This is a genomic window from Acinetobacter sp. ANC_7634, assembly GCF_056779875.1.
This window is the reverse complement of the sequence record NZ_JBWYIT010000017.1, coordinates 1-19,080: the sequence shown is the minus strand read 5'-3', so window position 1 is coordinate 19,080 and position 19,080 is coordinate 1. Positions and strand designations below refer to the sequence as shown.

20 protein-coding genes are annotated in these 19,080 nt (G+C 37.8%); 9 read left to right on the top strand and 11 right to left on the bottom strand.

Annotated elements, in window-relative coordinates; translation table 11 throughout:
* Nucleotides 1–79: 79 nt before the first annotated feature.
* Complete coding sequence (mnmE, locus tag AC1M9A_RS13825) at nt 80–1,444, top strand: tRNA uridine-5-carboxymethylaminomethyl(34) synthesis GTPase MnmE (protein ID WP_481589595.1); 1,365 nt, start codon at nt 80–82, stop codon at nt 1,442–1,444.
* 47 nt (nt 1,445–1,491) lie between these two features.
* Here mnmE and AC1M9A_RS13820 read toward each other — a convergent pair whose 3' ends face one another.
* Nucleotides 1,492–2,685 carry an MFS transporter gene (locus tag AC1M9A_RS13820; RefSeq protein WP_481610428.1) on the bottom strand — a complete coding sequence of 398 codons (1,194 nt, stop codon included), beginning with the start codon at nt 2,683–2,685 and terminating at the stop codon, nt 1,492–1,494.
* A 217-nt stretch (nt 2,686–2,902) separates the two neighbouring features.
* Between AC1M9A_RS13820 and AC1M9A_RS13815 the strand changes: the two genes are divergently transcribed.
* Entirely contained in the window at nt 2,903–3,604 is a 702-nt protein-coding gene (locus tag AC1M9A_RS13815; protein ID WP_481592399.1) for a DsbC family protein, read from the top strand.
* A 52-nt stretch (nt 3,605–3,656) separates the two neighbouring features.
* On the opposite strand, the gene AC1M9A_RS13810 is transcribed toward AC1M9A_RS13815, so the two are convergent.
* The 5 genes from AC1M9A_RS13810 to AC1M9A_RS13790 form a co-directional block, all read right to left on the bottom strand.
* Nucleotides 3,657–3,908 (bottom strand): GlsB/YeaQ/YmgE family stress response membrane protein, encoded by a 252-nt coding sequence (locus tag AC1M9A_RS13810; RefSeq protein ID WP_035268591.1) that lies wholly within the window; start codon nt 3,906–3,908, stop codon nt 3,657–3,659.
* A gap of 149 nt (nt 3,909–4,057) precedes the next feature.
* Nucleotides 4,058–4,585, bottom strand: coding sequence for a hypoxanthine phosphoribosyltransferase (gene hpt, locus AC1M9A_RS13805; RefSeq protein ID WP_035268589.1), 528 nt, complete (start codon nt 4,583–4,585; stop codon nt 4,058–4,060).
* A gap of 136 nt (nt 4,586–4,721) precedes the next feature.
* Nucleotides 4,722–4,853 (bottom strand): hypothetical protein, encoded by a 132-nt coding sequence (locus AC1M9A_RS13800; protein ID WP_257219949.1) that lies wholly within the window; start codon nt 4,851–4,853, stop codon nt 4,722–4,724.
* Nucleotides 4,819–6,150 (bottom strand): guanine deaminase, encoded by a 1,332-nt coding sequence (gene guaD / locus AC1M9A_RS13795; RefSeq protein WP_481610427.1) that lies wholly within the window; start codon nt 6,148–6,150, stop codon nt 4,819–4,821. The genes AC1M9A_RS13800 and guaD overlap by 35 nt, the downstream gene beginning before the upstream one ends.
* Before the next feature lie 52 nt (nt 6,151–6,202).
* Entirely contained in the window at nt 6,203–7,258 is a 1,056-nt protein-coding gene (locus AC1M9A_RS13790) for a Rieske 2Fe-2S domain-containing protein (protein ID WP_481610426.1), read from the bottom strand.
* A 164-nt stretch (nt 7,259–7,422) separates the two neighbouring features.
* On the opposite strand from AC1M9A_RS13790, the gene AC1M9A_RS13785 reads away from it, so the two are divergent.
* Complete coding sequence (locus AC1M9A_RS13785) at nt 7,423–7,986, top strand: nucleotidyltransferase family protein (protein WP_180028803.1); 564 nt, start codon at nt 7,423–7,425, stop codon at nt 7,984–7,986.
* A 68-nt stretch (nt 7,987–8,054) separates the two neighbouring features.
* On the opposite strand, the gene AC1M9A_RS13780 is transcribed toward AC1M9A_RS13785, so the two are convergent.
* Nucleotides 8,055–9,017 (bottom strand): TerC family protein, encoded by a 963-nt coding sequence (locus tag AC1M9A_RS13780; RefSeq protein WP_481588063.1) that lies wholly within the window; start codon nt 9,015–9,017, stop codon nt 8,055–8,057.
* Between the two features lie 636 nt (nt 9,018–9,653).
* Between AC1M9A_RS13780 and AC1M9A_RS13775 the strand changes: the two genes are divergently transcribed.
* Nucleotides 9,654–9,941, top strand: a complete 288-nt coding sequence (locus AC1M9A_RS13775) for a GNAT family N-acetyltransferase (RefSeq protein ID WP_035268578.1) — start codon at nt 9,654–9,656, stop codon at nt 9,939–9,941.
* A gap of 21 nt (nt 9,942–9,962) precedes the next feature.
* Nucleotides 9,963–10,250, top strand: a complete 288-nt coding sequence (locus AC1M9A_RS13770; RefSeq protein ID WP_035268576.1) for a GNAT family N-acetyltransferase — start codon at nt 9,963–9,965, stop codon at nt 10,248–10,250.
* A gap of 33 nt (nt 10,251–10,283) precedes the next feature.
* Here the strand turns inward: AC1M9A_RS13770 and mpl are convergent, their stop codons facing one another.
* Nucleotides 10,284–11,654, bottom strand: a complete 1,371-nt coding sequence (mpl, locus tag AC1M9A_RS13765) for a UDP-N-acetylmuramate:L-alanyl-gamma-D-glutamyl-meso-diaminopimelate ligase (RefSeq protein WP_481610425.1) — start codon at nt 11,652–11,654, stop codon at nt 10,284–10,286.
* 252 nt (nt 11,655–11,906) lie between these two features.
* On the opposite strand from mpl, the gene AC1M9A_RS13760 reads away from it, so the two are divergent.
* Nucleotides 11,907–12,251: a DMT family protein gene (locus tag AC1M9A_RS13760; protein WP_035270328.1), complete on the top strand. Its 345-nt coding sequence runs from the start codon at nt 11,907–11,909 to the stop codon at nt 12,249–12,251.
* Nucleotides 12,252–12,267: 16 nt separating this feature from the next.
* Here AC1M9A_RS13760 and AC1M9A_RS13755 read toward each other — a convergent pair whose 3' ends face one another.
* The gene (locus AC1M9A_RS13755; RefSeq protein ID WP_481608229.1) at nt 12,268–13,530 is read right to left on the bottom strand and encodes a DUF2254 domain-containing protein; all 1,263 of its coding nucleotides are present in this window, start codon (nt 13,528–13,530) and stop codon (nt 12,268–12,270) included.
* 286 nt (nt 13,531–13,816) lie between these two features.
* On the opposite strand from AC1M9A_RS13755, the gene purE reads away from it, so the two are divergent.
* From purE to AC1M9A_RS13740, 3 genes are all read left to right on the top strand, one after another.
* Nucleotides 13,817–14,329 (top strand): 5-(carboxyamino)imidazole ribonucleotide mutase, encoded by a 513-nt coding sequence (gene purE, locus AC1M9A_RS13750; protein ID WP_035270333.1) that lies wholly within the window; start codon nt 13,817–13,819, stop codon nt 14,327–14,329.
* Nucleotides 14,330–14,344: 15 nt separating this feature from the next.
* Entirely contained in the window at nt 14,345–15,466 is a 1,122-nt protein-coding gene (locus AC1M9A_RS13745) for a 5-(carboxyamino)imidazole ribonucleotide synthase (protein WP_481588067.1), read from the top strand.
* A 630-nt stretch (nt 15,467–16,096) separates the two neighbouring features.
* Nucleotides 16,097–17,377 (top strand): lytic murein transglycosylase, encoded by a 1,281-nt coding sequence (locus tag AC1M9A_RS13740; protein ID WP_481610424.1) that lies wholly within the window; start codon nt 16,097–16,099, stop codon nt 17,375–17,377.
* A gap of 58 nt (nt 17,378–17,435) precedes the next feature.
* Here the strand turns inward: AC1M9A_RS13740 and AC1M9A_RS13735 are convergent, their stop codons facing one another.
* Together AC1M9A_RS13735 and AC1M9A_RS13730 are read right to left on the bottom strand one after the other, a co-directional pair.
* Nucleotides 17,436–17,810: a hypothetical protein gene (locus tag AC1M9A_RS13735; RefSeq protein ID WP_035270344.1), complete on the bottom strand. Its 375-nt coding sequence runs from the start codon at nt 17,808–17,810 to the stop codon at nt 17,436–17,438.
* A gap of 100 nt (nt 17,811–17,910) precedes the next feature.
* Nucleotides 17,911–18,828: a matrixin family metalloprotease gene (locus AC1M9A_RS13730; protein WP_481610423.1), complete on the bottom strand. Its 918-nt coding sequence runs from the start codon at nt 18,826–18,828 to the stop codon at nt 17,911–17,913.
* Nucleotides 18,829–19,080: the final 252 nt, after the last annotated feature.

The window sequence follows — 19,080 nt, the reverse complement described above, 5'->3', positions numbered from 1 at the left end:
TTTTGTTAGTAGCTGAATCGATCCGCTTAAGGTGATATCCTTAGGCGGATTTTTTTTGCCTTGCTTTGAGATCATTTCAATGACGAACCTACAACATCAAACCACTATTGCTGCGATTGCAACACCGCCAGGTCGTGGAGGTGTAGGTGTAATTCGACTGTCTGGTCCTAAGGCATATGCCATAGCAGAGGCTTTAACTGGTAAGGCACTCGGTCCTGCTCGTTATGCTGCATTTCGTCAATTTCTTGATGCGAATGGGCAAGTCATGGATGAGGGTTTGGTGATTTGTTTTCCAAATCCGAATTCTTTTACGGGTGAAGATGTAGTTGAGTTACAAGGTCATGGTGGACCGGTGATTCAAAATACATTATTGGGTCGACTGTTAGAGTTAGGCGCAATTGCAGCAAAAGCGGGTGAGTTTTCAATGCGCGCTTTTGAAAATGGAAAAATGGATTTAGTCCAAGCAGAAGCAATCGCTGATTTAATTGATGCTACTTCACAAGCAGCAGCTCGTTCTGCAGTACGTTCATTGCAAGGCGCATTTTCTTCTAAAGTAAATACAGTATTAGAAAAACTCATTCACTTACGATTACATGTTGAGGCGGCGATTGATTTTCCTGAAGAGGAAATTGATTTTCTTGCAGATGGAAAAATTTTAGCGTTATTGGAAGATGTGCAAGCATCAGTGGGTGCAGTACAACAATCAGCACGCCAAGGTCAACTTCTGCGTGAAGGTTTACAAGTGGTGATTGCAGGGAAACCCAATGCAGGTAAATCGAGTTTATTGAATGCATTGGCTGGTGTTGAGCGCGCGATTGTAACGGACATTGCAGGTACAACGCGTGATGTACTACACGAGAAAATAAGCCTAAATGGTTTGCCAATTACCCTGACGGATACTGCAGGGCTGCGTGAAACGGGAGATATTGTTGAGAAGGAAGGTATTCGTCGAGCGATTAAGGAAATAGAAAATGCTGATCTTCTTCTCTTGGTTTACGATTTGAGTCAAGGTGAAGATCCGATGCATTTGGCAGATACCTACTTTGCTAATTATATCGATCCTAAACGCTTAATTTTAATCGCTAACAAATGTGATTTAGTAGATAGTGAAGCCAAAGTTGCTGATCTCAAAGGCTTTAGACACATTACGGTCTCAGCCAAGCAAGAAATGGGAGTTCAATCGCTTGTAGATGCGATTACAGCACATGCAGGCTTTCAGCCTGAAGAAGATACCTTTATTGCAAGAACACGCCACCTAGACGCAATGAAGCGTACTCAATCTTATCTTGCGGAAGCTCGTGAACAACTTGTTGTTTACCATGCAGGAGAGCTTGTCGCAGAATCGTTACGTCTCGCACAGAATGCATTAGGTGAAATTACTGGTGATTTTAGCGCGGATGATTTACTCGGAAAAATCTTTGGCTCTTTCTGTATCGGGAAGTAAACGAGTTTTTATCTGTGGTTTAAAAAGCCCAGTAATGGGCTTTTTGGTTAATTGGCTAAAGGTAACTTGCTTGGCTTAACCCTCATCTGCTTTATGAATAAAACAATCAGTAAGATTGAAATTGCAATACAGAACCAAATCACTGCATTTGTAAGCCCAAAATGGTCAGCTAAATATCCTACTGCTAGGATGGGTAGAATCGTTCCGAGATAGCCGATAAAGAGATAAGTAGACATGACGGCGGCTCGATTGTGAGGTGTGGTCATGTGATGAATAAGTCCGAAAGCCCCAAGTAAAGCTAAGCCATGTCCAATCCCAAACAGACCATCGCTTAGGAAAAATAACCAGCTAATTTTAAACTCCATACAGAGGAATAAAGCAATCACGCTTATGAAGCAAGTCATGATGCCGAGTAATAGACTGGATTGCGGTTTGATTGATCTTGAAAAAAATTGTGTCGCAGCTGAAATCAGTAAAATGACAGTAATGGCAGAACCACTAATCAGTGGACCGTGCCAAGGCAAAATGTCTTTAACAAATGAAGGAGATAGTGAGGCGTATAAACTAAATCCTGCAAAAACAGCAAATGCAGTCAAGCTCAGTATAAAAAATTGAGTGCGATCATGTGATTGTGGTGTTAATAATTTGGGAGCAAAATTAAATTTTTGCACATCAAAAGGTATAGGTTTGAGTGTAAATAGACTAAAGAAGCAAAATATTGAACCTATCACAATGGGTACATAAGGTATTACCAAAGGATATGCAAAGAATTCAGCAAAAAATCCCCCAAATAAAGGACCTAACCCAAATCCAACAGCAGTAATGATTGAGCTTAATTGTGGTGCAATTTGTTTATGGGAAGTTGGAACAGTTTGAATAAGCCCAATAAGAGCAGATGTTGTCATCAATCCAGATGCGATACCAATGATAAATCTTCCCCATGAGAGAGACATGACATCGCTCGCAAAGATAGACATTAACAAGCCAATGGTGATAAAAATGAGCCCAAGTTGCATAGTTTTTACATAACCAATGGTATTACTGGTTCTGCCCAAAAACAGTAAGGTGGTCAGGCACCCTAGCATGTAGGAAACGAAAATAAAGGTGATATCGCTCGGGTTTAACCCCCATAATTCTTGGTAAATTGGATAAAGTGGGCTAGCAAGCGCTGTTCCAATGGTGCCGATACAGAGTGCGATACTTACGAGAATAAAATCTCGCCACGATTGGTTTTCATTCATTATTTGTCTTATAGAACAGCAGTGCTGATACGAAGATTCATTAGTCTATGTCGACTGTTAAGCATGAGTCAATTATCTTCAATCAGTTAAAATTCAACTGTCATATTTGGTTTCACGTGAAACAATTTATGAGGTTTAAAATTACATAAAAACTGATCTTTGTAGAAAGTAGAAGATTAGAATAAGCAATAATATCCATCAAACATATGCTCAACTTATGTATAAAAAAATTTTAATCAGTGCTTTACTTGCACTGTCTACAAGTTCTAGTTTTGCGAATATTGAATTGCTTCAGCAAAAAATTAAAACGCAGCACCCAAAATTGAATATTCAAAATTTACAAAAAACTGAGATGAAAGGTCTCTATAGCGGATCTTTAGACAATCAGATTATTTATATTGATGAAGAAGCTAAGCATTTATTCTTTGGATCAATGATTCGTATCGAAGATCAAAAAAATCTAACACGTGATTTGGTGCTGAAACATAATTCAGTCGACTTTAAACAACTTCCACTTCAAGATGCCATTAAGACTGTAAGGGGGAATGGTAAGCGTCAGCTCGCGATCTTTTCTGACCCAAATTGTCCATATTGTAAGACGCTTGAAAATAATTTAAGCCAGTTAAAAGATGTGACAATTTATACGTTTATGTATCCAATTAAATCTCAATCGATCCAGCCCTCTAAACAAGTTTGGTGCTCCGCAAACCGTGAGTTTGCATGGAATGCCCTTTTACAAAAGAATCAACAACCAACAGCCCAAGCTGATTGTTCAAACCCTATTGAAAGAAATTTGGAACTTGGACGTCGTCTAGGTGTTCAAGGAACGCCAGCAATTATTTTTGAAAATGGATTTAAGGTAACAGGCGCTTATCCAGCTTCAGAAATTGAAAAAATTTGGAAAGAGCTGAACTTGTAAAATCTAGTTCATAGAAATGAAAAAAAGCACCTTAACAAGGTGCTTTTTTTCATTAAGATTTTTTGGTAACGAGGTTATAAATAAACAGAACGATAATTGCACCTATGACTGAAGCAATAAAACCTGCCGATGAGCCTTCGGGATAAATATTAAGAAGGCGTCCACCATATGTAGCAAGTAATGAACCAGCAATACCTAATAACGTCGTGACGATGAAGCCTGCTTTATCGTCACCAGGATGAATTGCGCGAGCAATTAAACCTGCTATAAAACCGATAAGAATAGCTCCAATAAGTGAAAACATACTTGTTCTCCTTTTTATCATGAATTTTTATTGTGTCGCTCAAATATAGTTGATTATGTATTGATGTTTGAAAAGAAGAATCACGCTACATGTTGTTGTTATTTTGTTGTTTATAAAAAAAGTGGCATATGCCACTTTCTTAAAAAAAATTACAGACCGATTTCACCAATGAATGGAATGTGACGGTATTTTTGATCGTAATCTAGTCCATAACCTACGATAAATTTATCTTCAACTTCAAATCCTAGAAACTCTACTTCCAAGTCGATTTCTCTTCGAGAAGGCTTACTGATCAGCGTGCAAAGTTTGATAGAGTTTGGCTCACGAGTTTCAAGGATTTCTACCACTTTACTCAGCGTATTGCCTGAATCGATGATGTCCTCTACGACAAGAACATCTTTACCACGAATTTCACCATCAAGGTCTTTTAGAATTTTAACATCACGACTAGAAGTCGTTCCACTGCCGTAACTTGAAACTGTCATAAAGTCGAGTTCGTGTGGTTTTTCAATGGTGCGGCATAGGTCTGCCATGAAAATCACTGAACCGCGAAGTAAGCCTACAAGAACCAATTCTCGATCACTATTTGCATAGTGAGCATTAATTTGATTACCAAGTTCATTAACTTTCGCTTGAATTTCTTCAGCGGAAATCAACACTTTCATGTCAATGGTCATGGGTAGATACCTAAAACAACAATTCTAAAATTAAAAAAGGTGTTGACCTGCAACACCTGAAATATGCTTCGATTTTAAAACATATCCCAGAATGTTGCACCCTTTTTAAAAAAACGAAATGTAAACTAATGGTTTATTAATGCGCATCGCGTTTTAGTACGACAGCACAAACTAAGAATACAGCACCAATCAACACATATTTTTTAATTGGGTGTTGTGGTTGAGTCTGAGCATTAGGATGCTGATTGTTGATATGCTTTTTGTCCATAAATATAAGTCGCCTCAATATTTCGATCATCACCCATGGTAAACAATGCGAAAAGTGCATCTTCAATATTTTTAGCGCGTTGTTGTCTTAATGTTTGTAATGCAGTGGCATTCAAATTTAATACAACAAAATCCGCTTCTTTTCCAATATTAAAGTTACCAAGTTTATCCTCGAGCGCTAATGCTTTTGCTCCACCTAGGGTCGCATGATAAAGCGATTCAAATGCAGATAATTTGTCGCCTTGGAGTTGTTGAACTTTATAGGCTTCATTCAACGTTTGAAGCTGATTAAATGAAGTCCCCGCACCGATGTCTGTGCCAAGACCGACTTTGACTTGTTTATCCCAGGTTTTTTTCAATGGAAACAATCCACTTCCTAGAAAGAGGTTTGAAGTCGGGCAGAAGGCGATTGCAGAGTTTGTTTGATGCATACAATCCCATTCATGCTCTTCTAAATGAACGCAGTGAGCGAAAACAGATTTATTGCCTGTTAATCCATAGTGGTGATACACATCTAAATAGCCATTTTGCTCAGGAAAAAGCTCTTTCACCCAAGCGATTTCATTGGTGTTTTCACTCAAATGAGTATGAATATATACATCAGGATATTCAGTTTTTAACTGCCCTGCTCTTTTTAATTGTTCTGGTGTAGAGGTAGGCGCAAAGCGAGGCGTAATGGCATAAAGGTTTCGACCTTTACCATGCCATTTCTCAATCAATTCTTTGCTATCTGTATAAGCATTTTCAGCGGTGTCTATCAGTGTTTCAGGTGCATGACGATCCATCAATACTTTGCCTGCAATCAAACGCATCTGGTATTGTTCTGCCGCTTCAAATAGTGCATCAACAGATTCTTTATGAACTGTACAAAAAACCAATGCAGTCGTTGTGCCATTTTTCAGCAGCTCATTGACAAAAAAGTGTGCAATTTGGTCTGCATAAGCTTTGTCTTGAAATTGGATTTCTGTAGGAAAGGTATAAGTGTTCAGCCATTCGAGTAATTGTTCGCCATACGCACCTACCATTTCAGTTTGAGGAAAGTGAATATGCGTATCGATAAAACCAGGAACAATCAGTTGATCTGGGTAATGCTCAACTTGGATAGAGGATTCAAGCTTACGGAGCTGTTGTTGCCCATCTTCCCAACGACCAAACCATTGAATTTTACCCGCTTGAGTAATCAATAAACCATCTTCTACGTAACGCACTTGGTCGTGAATTTCACGCGCTTGGGCAACCGTATTCTGAATATCTAGGAAGCGACCGCGAATCGCCGTCGATGCAACTACAGAAGACATTTAAAACCTACACTTTTAATTTTTTCGATTGATTGTAACTGATCTATCTTAATTAAATTGTATATCGTTTGCTGAGCCCCCACTCTGCGAGAATACGACGATAAGTAGTCGAAGATCGATCAGCCTCAAAATGCGCTTCCATCATTAAATCAAGTGGTAATTCTTCAGGTTTTTGCGATTCTACGATATCTTGGTCTTCGGCAAAAATTTGGGCATTAAAATCATAGACTGCTTGTAAATCTCCAGTCTGATCAAAATTACGCGTCAAAGGAACAAATAATCTGGTTTGATTGACCGATACAGGACAACACGCATTCAAGATTTTTAAAATCCCATTGTCTGGAAAATCTACAGTTAATATCGCTGAAAATGGTGGGTAAATATCAAAAGTCCTTTTCCATTCAAAACCTTCTGGCTCTAAGTGTTTCAAAGTATGCGGGTAATTACTGACACCACTAATATAAATTGTTTTTAAACCATAGTCTGTTCTCTCAGTATGGTATTTCGGTACAACTGGGTTGTTTCGATCTGCAAAAGCTTCGTGATGCACCCATGCAAAGTGAGCTACATCAATGAATCCTTCGAGTTGACGACCTGCTGAGCCTGCAATATCAACATATGGAGGTAAAATAGACTGATGATCAGGATGATCCCAAGTGTCAAGTTGGGGAATATTATTGTGTTGAGAATCACGTCCATGCAAGCTAGTCCAGACCAGTCCATATCTCAAAATTACTGGAAATTGGGTTAAACTAAAACGGTCAGATATCTTAGTTAAATCAGGTTGAGCAGGAATTTTTGTACACTTCCCTGCAAGGTCGAATCTTAACCCGTGATATCGGCAAATAATTTCTTCACCCTCTACCCATCCTTTACTTAGAGGTACACCTCGATGAGGGCAGATATCACGCACTAATCGAATTTCTCCCTTGTCAGTTTGGTAAATCGCCATTTTTACATCAAGTAAAGTGACCTGATGTGGTGTGGTTGAAACATCTTGAATACGAGCCACTGGATACCAATATTGCGCGAGAATTTCCCAATCTTGTAAGTCGAAACTACATTGGCAAGGTGCACTGAGTGGATTTAATGCGGGAATCATATTCATCGTCATTTCCTAAAAAAAGAGCTCCGAAGAGCTGCGCTAAATTTACTGAGCTTTTTTCTTTGGAGATGATGCAAGATCTTTGCCAACCCTCTCTTAACATTTAAAATTGGAGAGCTGAGTGGAAATATTAAATTCTAATCAAAATATATAAAGTGAATTCACCCATGGACTTATATGAGAAGTTAAGCCATTTAATACGATCTAATGCAGATATCTATGAACTTTTACAGTGTTTACGGCAGATTGATAGTGCGGCCTATTTTAGTGCGGGCTTGATTCGAAATTGGATCTGGTCTTATTTACATAATCAAAATTATTCCATTTTTGAAACTGAAATTGATGTCATTTATTTTGATCCTTCAGAAAAAATGGATGAGAGACGAAATTATTTAAAGGGTGCACTTCAACATAGATATCCTAATATTCATTGGGACATTACAAATCAAGCTCTGGTACATCATTGGTACAGAACTGATGAAGGTGCTCAAATTGATCCATATACTTCAGTACATCATGCTATGAGTTTTTGGCCAGAAACGGCAACCGCAATCGCTATCAAATTAATGGAGAATAATCATATTGAAATCCTCGCCCCTTTGGGGCTTGAAGATTTATTTACTTTAAAATTAAGGTGGAATAATCGTTTGGTTTCACGTGGAGTCTTTGAACATAGGGTTAAGTCAAAATGTTTTTTGGAACGATGGCCTAAGTTAAGCATTGTGAATTAGATGGCTCATCTAATGATATAAATAAAGCCTTCAGATGAAGGCTTTATTGAATCCAACAAAGTTTGACCTTATAAGGTCGTTTGATGATGTTTTTTACTATAACGAATTGAAAGCCATGCTGTAATTGAAAGGGCAATCACGATAAAACTTAATGAGATCCAAATTGGCATATGGAATACGTCAAGCATAAGCATTTTGAAACCGATAAAAATTAAAATAGCCCCAAGTCCATAAGGCAAATAATGCATTTTTGAAGCGGCTCCAGACAGTAAGAAAAACATAGCCCGTAGACCGAGGATAGCCATCAAGTTAGCTGTAAGGACGATAAAAGGATCAGTGGTGACCGCAAAAATCGCTGGAATAGAATCGACTGCAAAAATAACATCAGATGCCTCGACTAAAATTAGCACTAAAAATAATGGGGTTGCCCATAGAACGCCATTTTGCCTTACGAAAAACTTATTTCCTTCCAACTGTGGAGTAATTCGCATGTGTTTACGTAGCCATTTCAGAATGGCCATATCTTCAATATTTGGATCATCCTCTTGTCCTTTAAGGAATTTAAATCCAGTGTATACAAGGAAAGCACCGAAGATATAGAGGATCCACGAAAATTCCTGAACGAACCACGCACCGATAAAAATAAAAATTGTTCTGAGAATAATAGCGCCCAATACACCATAAAGGAGTAATTGACGTTGAAGTGCAGGAGGTATAGCGAATGCAGCAAAAATCATTAGCCACACAAAGACGTTATCAATTGCGAGTGACTTTTCCAGTAAATAGCCGGCAAAATATTCCATAACTTTCGTATTGGCTACGTTTATACCAGCGGTATTTTCTAGATATAGCCATAGTCCACCACCAAAAAGTGTTGCGACAGTGACCCATGCAATACTCCAATAAGCAGCAGTTTTAACTTTAACTTCTTGACCTTCTTTTTGTTTAAAACCTAGAAAGTCAATTAAGAGCATAATCGTGACGATGCCAAAAAAAATGACATAAAGCCAAATATTGCCTATGGTTTCCATAGTGATCTCCAATACTGGCAATTGATTTTGGCATAAAAAAACCTCGACCAGTTGCCAGATAATAATTCTGAAACAACATGATCAAGGTCTTGCCTACACCATTTTGATTATGCATTTTAGATAATCGAAATGATGCTCAGATACCGACTTCTTTCAAAGTGTAATGACGATATTCTGACACAGTATTTAAGTACTGTTGGAGGAGGCTACTCCCCTTGTTCAAATTTGATAATAAATTACGTTGAAATCGTTTCATTTGATTTCGAGTGCACAAAGGATGACACACTTATAAGTTGTGTGCAAATTATTTAAATGGGTTATTAAATTTGTCTTTAAAAATTGAAATTAATAAGATTATAGCAATGATGATCAATACTACAATTGATATTAAATAGATATCCATTTCATTTACTCATTAATGTTTTAACAATAATAATACATTTATATATTAAAAAAATAACATTTAATGATTATGACTGACAATATATATTTTTGTTTTTTATAATATTTCTTTTTTTAAAATAAATTAAAGTTTTGAATTTGTAATTGATAGACAAGTTTGTCCCATTTTTTCATAGTGTTATGTAAATATGTCGTTCTAATCTATATTTAATAACGAATGATAGGATAATGATAATGTTAGAAATTAAACATCAAGAAAATGGATCAAAAGGTGAGTTTTTTATTGGTGAAGATGGCCATCATTTAGCTGAAATGACTTATTCATGGGCAGGTGAAGATAAATTTATTATTGATCATACTTGGGTTGATGATTCATTAAGAGGGCAAAACGTGGGACGTCAACTTGTTGACCGTGCGGTGGAATTAGCTCGTCAAAAGAATGTTAAAATCCTACCGCTTTGTCCATTTGCTAAATCTGTTTTCAACAAAGATGAAGCAATCCATGATGTTCTGTTTAAATAAAATCATACAGTGAGCGGTCATATGCAGTTTGAACATATCGATAGTGTGAAAGGCGGTGAGTTTTATCTCACGGACGCAGATCAATCAAGAATTGCAGAAATCAGCTATCGTTACCAAACTCCACAGATCATTATAGCGGATCATACTTGGGTCGATGATCGTTTACGTGGACAAGGAACTGCAAAGTTATTGTTAGATCGACTTGTAGAATTTGCTCGTACAGAAAAATTAAAAATTGTTCCAACTTGCTCTTATGTGGTTGTCATGTTTAAGCGTTTTCATAATGAATATCATGACGTTATCGCTTAAATATAAAAAAGCCCGCAGAGCGGGCTTTTTTATTTATTCTTTTGCTTTGAGTGCTTGAATGAGTTTTTGATGCAAACCACCAAATCCACCGTTTGACATGATCACAACGGCATCCCCCTCGCCTGCTTCATTCACGACATTTCGGATGATCTCTTCTAAAGTACGCGCTAACACAGCTTTATTCGGAGCAGCTTCAACAACAGGTTGTAGATCCCAATCTAAACCCTCAGGTTGATACCAAATCACTTCATCTGCCAATCGAGCAGAATATGCTAAACCATCTTTGTGGCTTCCCATTCGCATCGTATTTGAGCGCGGCTCAATAATAGCCCATAGTTTACGTTCGCCTAGTCGTTTACGAGCACCATCCAGTGTTGTGTCAATTGCTGTTGGGTGATGAGCAAAATCATCGAAAACTTCAATACCTCGAATGGTATCGAGGAGCTCCATACGGCGTTTTACACCACCAAAATTCGATAATGCTTCGCATGCAGTTTCAATGGAAACACCTACATGCTCTGCAGCTGCAATGGTTGCTAAAGCATTTGCAACGGAGTGTTGACCTGTCATCGACCATTGGACTGTACCTTTTACTTCGCCGTCTTTTAAGACTTGGAAATGAGTACCATCTGCAGAAAGTTGGTTTGCAGAGATAGTTGCTTGATCATGAGATTCAAGCGATGTACGGACGATCGGTGTCCAACAGCCTTGTGACAAAACTTCATCAATATTTGATTCAGTGATTGGTGCGATGATACGGCCTTCACTTGGAATAGTACGAACCAAATGGTGAAATTGTTTTTGAATGGCAGCGAGATCATCAAAGATATCTGCATGATCAAATTCAAGATTATTCAGAATAGCTGTCTTTGGATGGTAATGAACAAATTTAGATCGTTTATCAAAGAAGGCAGAGTCGTATTCATCTGCTTCTACACAGAAATATTGACCTCCGCCTAGACGAGCACTTTCTTTAAATCCAAGTGGTACACCACCAATTAAAAAACCCGGTTCCAAGCCCGCTTGATCTAATACCCAAGCTAACATCGTGGTAGTAGTTGTTTTTCCGTGTGTACCAGCAACCCCTAATACATGTTTACCTTGTAGCACATGGTCGGCAAGGAACTGTGGTCCAGAGATATAGGGTAAACCCTGATTTAGCATGTATTCAACGGCGTCAATTCCACGTTTCATGGCATTACCAACGATCACTAAATCTGGGTGTGGTTGCAAATGACTACGGTCATAACCTTGCATTAAGGTAATACCCGCATTTTCAAGTTGTGTCGACATAGGTGGATACACATTTTGGTCCGAGCCTGTCACTGTGTGCCCTAGGTCTCGAGCTAACAGTGCTAACGATCCCATAAAGGTGCCACAGATTCCCAAAATATGCAGATGCATGATGATTTACTCCACTACTCTTTTCGACACAAACATCTTTTTGGTGCTGTTGTCATGTGTTATTTGATTTGATGTCAACGATAACAAGGGTCTTGGTGAAAAGATAGTGATTATTAGAAGGCATTCCGTAAAATTTTGCAGAAATAAATTTTTAAACTTATGAGCTAAAATATATGAATATTTTTAATCTAGTATGATGAAACGAAATGATTTAATCGTAGAATAACGCGGACGATTTAACTTGAGATTTAAATGATTTATTTACCTTTATTGCTTCTGATTTTAGCAAATTGCTTTATGACTTTGGCGTGGTATGGTCATTTAAAATTTTTGCCGCATGATGCCCCTTTATGGCAAGCCATTCTATTTAGTTGGATCATTGCATTATTCGAATACAGCTTAATGATTCCTGCAACCAAGATGCTGGCTCAAAATGGCTGGGCTGTGGGACAAATGAAAATCACTCAGGAAGTCGTTACGCTATTGGTATTTGTTCCTTTCATGATTTTCATGTTTAAACAGCCTTTCAAATTAGATTATGTATGGGCTGCACTTTGCTTATGTGGTTGTGTCTATTTTGTATTTAGAACACCATGATTCAAAAGGATGAAGATTAACTAAAGTTATTTTCATATTCCCGAACTAATCTTTGACGATCAGGTTCAAAATCAAAATGTTTTAAGCAGCGTGCCAAGATTTCATGTGCCATTTCATGAGCAGCTTCCCGTAGTTCCGGTTCAGATACATTTTTTTCAATCATGGATAAGCATTTAATTATTCTTTGATTTAATTCGATATTACTTATACAGTCCCGTGCCATCGGTGCAAAGCTACTGCTAATAAACTCACGAATATCAAACATATCGACACTGATATTCGAGAAATTAAAAGTTTTCTGTTCTGGATCTGGCTGACTATCAATAATAATCCGCGTTAAGGCATTGATCGCACTAATTGCTGAACCCACATCATTAATTGCAGCTGACATCGCTTTTTGTCCAACCTCGCTCATGACCAATAAACCAAATCTTGGGTCTTGTAAAAAGCTACGGTTCGTTTCGATAATTACGTATTCATGAATTTGTTGTTCTAAATTTTTTAATTCTTCATCATCTATTAGATTTTCTGCAAAGACTTCAATCAGAACCAGTGATGGGTCTACAAATTTCCCAGGAAGAAAAGCAAGATGAATATGTGCATTGTGAGTTTGAGCAAGAAGATTTAAGGACTCAATATCAAAATGAGTAAAATAACCTGTCTGTTTTGGGTGTATTTTGAGTTGGCTTTCGCTCAATGGTTTTTGTCCAGAAGCGCCAAAGTTGGGATGTGTACGAAATGTACTTAAAGCTTGAGATGCTGCTGTTTCAATTTTAGAAATAGCATTGGTTAGTGTGCCAAGCTGAGACAATGTTTGTACCCAGCGAATTAATGTCACAATCAAATAAATAAGAACCAAAATGGTACTTACGAATAAGACAAATCGACCCGAAACGCCATAATATTGTAAACCTAAAGCGATTTTTGCGATGACGGCATAGATAAATGCGGAAATAAAACTGGTAATTGCGAGACGAGTATTATCATCATTCATCATCAGCTTATAAGCACGTGGCGTACCACTCGATGAAGCTGAAGCAAATGCGGCGACCATAATCGAAAGTGAAAATGTAGTGACCGCCAGCATACTCGAAGCAATGATATCCAGTAGGCTACTTAGTGTTTCAATACTGATATTTGGAACCGCGTGTGATGGAATAAAATAACGACTTGCAGTTGCAAATAAAGAGAAAAAAATCGCTAATAAAGCTCCAAGTGCTGGTGTAAACCATAAATTTTCTGCAGGGTTATTCCACCATAATTTCAGTTTAAACCACATTCTATATTCTCCTTTTTATTTTTTAATTTGAATGGCTTAGTTCAGTTTAATCCAAATTCAATTTCAATTTATCTTGAATGAGCCAGATGTTTAAGGTGGATGAGGCAGAACAATGACCAATCACAAAATTCATTTTTATGTCTATTAACAAGTATATATTTTTAATCCTTATTTTATCAGCTTAACTTTAGACCTATTCATTTTCAGTCTATAATAGTGAGTTCTTATTAAAGCTTGGCTCTCGTCGAGATTTATCTCTCTTACTTTAATCTCTGGAAACATTGCAATGAATGCGGCCGCTTCACAAGACACTCCTCTCGTTGGAATTATCATGGGCTCTCAGTCAGACTGGGCGACACTCGAACACACTGCCAATATGTTGAATCAGCTTGGTGTACCCTTTGAAGCGGAAGTTGTTTCAGCACACCGTACGCCAGATCGTTTGTTTGAATATGCTGAGCAAGCTCGTGATCGTGGTATCCAAGTGATTATTGCGGGTGCTGGTGGTGCAGCGCATTTACCGGGTATGTGCGCAGCGAAGACTGATCTTCCTGTTCTAGGTGTGCCGGTTAAATCTTCGATCTTGAATGGTGTTGATTCATTGCTTTCCATTGTACAAATGCCAGCAGGTATTGCTGTCGGTACATTGGCAATTGGTCCTGCAGGTGCGACCAATGCTGCGATTATGGCGGCACAAATTTTAGGTTTAACTCGCCCTGATATTGCAAAGAATGTAGCCGATTTTCGTTTAGCGCAAACTGAGAAAGTTGCGAGTAAAAATATTCCTGGTCAAGCTTAATTCGAGAGAAATCTTATGGATAAAACCATCGGTATTTTTGGTGGCGGTCAATTGGGTCGAATGATGGCGCAGGCGGCACTTCCATTAAATATTCAATGTACTTTTTTTGAAGCAAGTACAGACTGCCCTTCTGCTGCTTTGGGTCCAGTGATCTCAACTCAAGCTAAAAATGGCTTACAGGATTTCATTAATAGTGCAGAAGTCTTTTCTTTAGAATTTGAAAATACGCCATTGTCAGATGTAGATGTATTAACTGAAACCAAGCAACTGCATCCCCCGCGTCAGGCTTTAGCGATTGCTCAGCATCGCTTGTCTGAAAAAGCGTTATTTGATGAGTTAGATATTCCAGTAGCACCTTACAAAGCGGTGACATCACTAGAAAGTTTACAAAACGCGGTCGCTGAACTTGGTCTTCCAATCGTACTAAAAACTTCACGTGGTGGTTATGATGGTAAAGGTCAGTTTGTCTTACGCACTGCGGATCAAATTGATCAAGCATGGGCGGAACTTGGTCCTGCGGGTGAATTGATTGCTGAAAGTTTTGTGACTTTCTCGCGTGAAGTGTCAATCATTGCAGTACGTGGTCAGAATGGTGATGTGAAAACATGGCCATTGGCTGAGAACCACCATCACAATGGTATCTTATCGCACTCGATTGTCCCTGCACCGAACAGTGTAGATCTACAACCTGTAGCACAAGATTACATCACTCGCTTGCTTAACCATTTGAACTATGTCGGTGTGCTGACGCTTGAGCTATTTGTGACGGACAAAGGCTTGTATGCCAATGAGATGGCGCCACGTGTACATAACTCAGGTCATTGGTCGATTGAAGGTGCTGTGTGCTCTCAGTTTGAAAACCATATCCGTGCTGTTGCAGGCTTACCTTTGGGTTCAACTGAGATGATTCGTCCAACGGTATTGGTGAACATTATTGGTCAGCATCCAAAGACTGAAGATGTGTTGGCTTTAGAGGGTGCACATTTGCACCTTTATAACAAGTCAGAACGTGAAGGTCGTAAAATTGGTCATATTACCTTAATGCCAATCGATAGCTCAGAATTGACTACACTCTGTCGCCAATTGTCGAAAATTTTACCAAACCCATTAGCATTAAGTGAAGATATGACCATCTAGACTTTAAGTTGCTGATAAAAAAAGCGATCACACGAGTGGTCGCTTTTTTATTTATCTTGTTTAAGGCATGATTGCGCCTCTTTAAAAATCATTTGCCATTGGTCGGATGAAATTTTAAAAAAATTGCATAATAATTATACTATTAGTTCTGATTAGAATACATATTTTGAACTGTGTATAAGTTTGATTATGGCTATGTGAGCCATCTTAACTTTGAATTCAAAGTGGGTTTAAATTCAAAATAATAGGCTTGCAGGATATTTTGAATTCAAAGTTACTATTGAGGTTTGAATTCAAAAATGTATTTAAAGATTTATATCTAAATTCTTATCTATTGAGTAAATTAAATTATTTTAATATTTATAATTTTCAATGATTTAGGTTGATTTGTAGTATTGGATGACTGTGGATAAGTTTTTTGAATTTAAATGTTGTGTGGCGGTTTAAATTTAAATTCAATAACAAATAAATTTGAAACTAGGTTGTGGATAAGTTTTTAAATTTAAATTTTCAAAATAAATTTAAAAAAGTAGAAAGTATGAATTTAAATTTACGATTCGATGCTTTAATTTTTAGAGTGAGCTGTTAAGGTAAAGACATAATTCCAACATTTTAGAATTACAGGGTCTTATGCAACGGCTTGCACTCACGATAGGTTCATTTTTTTTAGCGATGTCTCAAACTCATGCTGAGTTGATTATTAATGGTCAGTCTGTGACAGCCTCGCCATCCATGACGGCAACTGTGTCATCCGCTCCTAATTTTCAGCAATGCATCTCGAATTTAAAATCACAAGCGATCACTAGAGGGGTTAGCTCGGCGACGTATGATCGTTACACGCAGAATTTAACTCCTGACTATTCTGTGATTGAACGTTTAAATTATCAGCCTGAATTTTCGACGCCAATTTGGGATTATTTGTCAGGTTTAGTTGATGATGAACGTGTTCAATTGGGGCAACAGAAACTTCAACAGCATCGAGAAACACTTGACCGTGTAAGTGTGGCTTATGGCATTCCAGCTGAAACGGTGGTTGCAGTTTGGGGAGTTGAGAGTAACTATGGTGATATTTCTGGACGCTATCCATTGCTCCAAGCTTTGGGGACTTTAAGTTGTGAGGGACGCCGTCAATCGTATTTTAGAGGTGAATTTTTTACCACCATGAAACTTTTACAGCGTGGTGATGTTCGGGAAGAACAATTGAGAGGATCGTGGGCAGGGGCTTTTGGGCATACTCAGTTTATGCCTTCAACCTATGATGAGCTTGCTGTAGATTTTGATGGTGATGGGCGACGTGATCTAGTCTCAAGTATTCCAGATGCTTTGGCTTCAACAGCAAATTTTTTGAAGAAAAGAGGATGGCAAACTGGTCAACCTTGGGGATTTGAAGTGCAGATTCCTGCAGGAATGTCAGTTGTAGGTGAGGGGCGACGTAATAAGAAAGCATTGTCTTATTGGGTCAATCAAGGATTGAATAGAGTGGATGGCTCCCCTTTAATTCAGGGTAATCTTTCTGCCTCTTCTCAAGCTGGGTTGCTTGCGCCTGCTGGCAGTGCTGGGCCAGTATTTCTAGTATTTAAAAATTTTGATGCTATATATAGTTATAACGCAGCAGAAAGTTATGCGTTGGCAATCGCACATTTATCAGATCGATTGCAAGGAAAAGCCAAAATTGCAAACGCTTGGCCGACTGATGATCCTGGTACATCAAGAGCAGAACGCCGAGAAATTCAACGCTATTTAATCCAGCGCGGTTACGATATTGGTGCGATTGATGGTTTAATTGGGGATAAAACTCGACAGGCAATTCGTCAAGAGCAAACCCGATTGGGCTTAAATCCTACAGGTCGAGCGGGACAGCAGATATTGAGTGCATTTAGAAATGAGCAGGCTCAGCTGATGATGCAATAAATAGGTTCTCGGATTAAAAAAGGTCAACATAGGTTGACCTTTTTTTGTGATGATGTTTCTAAATAATGGAGCGATCGATTTTAACAGCATCGAGTAAGTCAAAAATGACTAAGGTTACATCTTGACTTAATTCTCGATCATTAAAAATTTCATAAGCTGTAATGGTGACATCTGTATCGCTTGGAAGTTGGCGTTGTTCCTCTTCAATTAAATCTTGAATAGGTAATAGTGTTTGCTTAATTTGAATATGTAAGACGTCTTCGAATTTAATGTTCTCATCATCGAGTTCGATGAGTTGTTTATTGAAATATGGCAGTAAAATTGAGTAGAGATAAGGTTGAAGCTCGACAATATCAAATATTTCAATATCGCGAGTTTCCTCGATCGTGCTGATATGATCATTTACCTCAAGAATAATATGATAATAACTCACGTCTCTCTCCTCTGATTAATTTCAAAATACCTTAACACGAATTCAAAACTATTCAATTAAATCCGTAATTTAATTATGGGATTGAGCTGTGGTGCTGATTTTATCGACTTTTTAGCAGTTCGAGGTCGGCAGCAGTCAATTTAAAATTGGAGAAATTCTGCTTTTCTAGAATTGGATACATTAAGGCATTGGGGTCGTTAGTATGCTGGAGACCTAATGCATGACCTAATTCGTGAGCCAATGCGATTCGAAGCTCATCTATAGATTGAAATTCATAAATATTGATTTCACGACCATTAAACTCGCCTTTATGGAACATTTTGGCTTGAAAAACTTGGTTGAATTCATCAATGGCTTTACGTTGTTGGTGTTGGGATTGATTGAATTTTTCAACTTTATCGTTGAGTTCTTTTCGTAAGATGTTAAATCTTTCAATATTGCTTTCAATCCTAAGCTTCTGCTGTGTGAGTCGTGTCTTAGAGTTATTGATCTGCTGAAGTTGTGAATCTGTAATAGATGTGTTTAAGCCATTAATGTGGTGGACGAAATTATTATGTTGATCTAGATCATTACTATAGTTGTGTTGCTGCTGTTCAATTTGCTGTTTTAAAAATTCAAGTTGTTGTGATTCTTGCTCTAGCTGTAATCTCATTTGGTCGGCTAATGATTTGCTATTTTCAAATTGCTTTAGCGTATGTTTTCTATAATTTGATTCATTTTGACGTTCATCAAAAATGAGATTAATTGTAAGACGAGCATTGGGGTCGTAAACAAAATATTTTTGTTGAGTTTGATTTTCCCAGATATTCGCTGCCTCTTGAGTTATTTGGCGTAATGCCTCTGCATCAAGTTGAAATCTTGGGTCAATAAACCCAATACGATATCTTAGGCGTTGATCAATGGGGTGTTGAAGCCGATCTAAAGTTGAATTGTGATTTAATTGAGGATGAATAAAACGTTGTACAGCAAAATATGCAATGCATAAAAAGGAAAAGATCAAAATAATGGAGCGCATCATGCGAGCAATTCAACTTAATTTTTATTCAATGTAGCGTAAAAAAACATTTTGGAAAATAAAACATCAAAATATATGAGCTCCAGTGTGTATAAAAATGAAAATTATTCGTAAAATTTAAATGAATGATGAAAATAAATATGAATAATGATTAAAAAATGAGTGAAAATTCATGTTTTTCATCTTTTTAGTCGAAAAAAGCAACACCCGTTGAAAATAAGTGAAATAAGGGGTTGCAAGGGAAGAAAAAATCTA

What these genes read in the sequence shown, in the direction of transcription:
- mnmE (WP_481589595.1), top strand. Translation starts at nt 80, where the DNA reads ATGACGAACCTACAACATCAAACCACTATTGCTGCGATTGCAACACCG.
- AC1M9A_RS13820 (WP_481610428.1), bottom strand. Translation starts at nt 2,685, where the DNA reads ATGAATGAAAACCAATCGTGGCGAGATTTTATTCTCGTAAGTATCGCA.
- AC1M9A_RS13815 (WP_481592399.1), top strand. Translation starts at nt 2,903, where the DNA reads ATGTATAAAAAAATTTTAATCAGTGCTTTACTTGCACTGTCTACAAGT.
- AC1M9A_RS13810 (WP_035268591.1), bottom strand. Translation starts at nt 3,908, where the DNA reads ATGTTTTCACTTATTGGAGCTATTCTTATCGGTTTTATAGCAGGTTTA.
- hpt (WP_035268589.1), bottom strand. Translation starts at nt 4,585, where the DNA reads ATGACCATTGACATGAAAGTGTTGATTTCCGCTGAAGAAATTCAAGCG.
- AC1M9A_RS13800 (WP_257219949.1), bottom strand. Translation starts at nt 4,853, where the DNA reads ATGGACAAAAAGCATATCAACAATCAGCATCCTAATGCTCAGACTCAA.
- guaD (WP_481610427.1), bottom strand. Translation starts at nt 6,150, where the DNA reads ATGTCTTCTGTAGTTGCATCGACGGCGATTCGCGGTCGCTTCCTAGAT.
- AC1M9A_RS13790 (WP_481610426.1), bottom strand. Translation starts at nt 7,258, where the DNA reads ATGAATATGATTCCCGCATTAAATCCACTCAGTGCACCTTGCCAATGT.
- AC1M9A_RS13785 (WP_180028803.1), top strand. Translation starts at nt 7,423, where the DNA reads ATGGACTTATATGAGAAGTTAAGCCATTTAATACGATCTAATGCAGAT.
- AC1M9A_RS13780 (WP_481588063.1), bottom strand. Translation starts at nt 9,017, where the DNA reads ATGGAAACCATAGGCAATATTTGGCTTTATGTCATTTTTTTTGGCATC.
- AC1M9A_RS13775 (WP_035268578.1), top strand. Translation starts at nt 9,654, where the DNA reads ATGTTAGAAATTAAACATCAAGAAAATGGATCAAAAGGTGAGTTTTTT.
- AC1M9A_RS13770 (WP_035268576.1), top strand. Translation starts at nt 9,963, where the DNA reads ATGCAGTTTGAACATATCGATAGTGTGAAAGGCGGTGAGTTTTATCTC.
- mpl (WP_481610425.1), bottom strand. Translation starts at nt 11,654, where the DNA reads ATGCATCTGCATATTTTGGGAATCTGTGGCACCTTTATGGGATCGTTA.
- AC1M9A_RS13760 (WP_035270328.1), top strand. Translation starts at nt 11,907, where the DNA reads ATGATTTATTTACCTTTATTGCTTCTGATTTTAGCAAATTGCTTTATG.
- AC1M9A_RS13755 (WP_481608229.1), bottom strand. Translation starts at nt 13,530, where the DNA reads ATGTGGTTTAAACTGAAATTATGGTGGAATAACCCTGCAGAAAATTTA.
- purE (WP_035270333.1), top strand. Translation starts at nt 13,817, where the DNA reads ATGAATGCGGCCGCTTCACAAGACACTCCTCTCGTTGGAATTATCATG.
- AC1M9A_RS13745 (WP_481588067.1), top strand. Translation starts at nt 14,345, where the DNA reads ATGGATAAAACCATCGGTATTTTTGGTGGCGGTCAATTGGGTCGAATG.
- AC1M9A_RS13740 (WP_481610424.1), top strand. Translation starts at nt 16,097, where the DNA reads ATGCAACGGCTTGCACTCACGATAGGTTCATTTTTTTTAGCGATGTCT.
- AC1M9A_RS13730 (WP_481610423.1), bottom strand. Translation starts at nt 18,828, where the DNA reads ATGATGCGCTCCATTATTTTGATCTTTTCCTTTTTATGCATTGCATAT.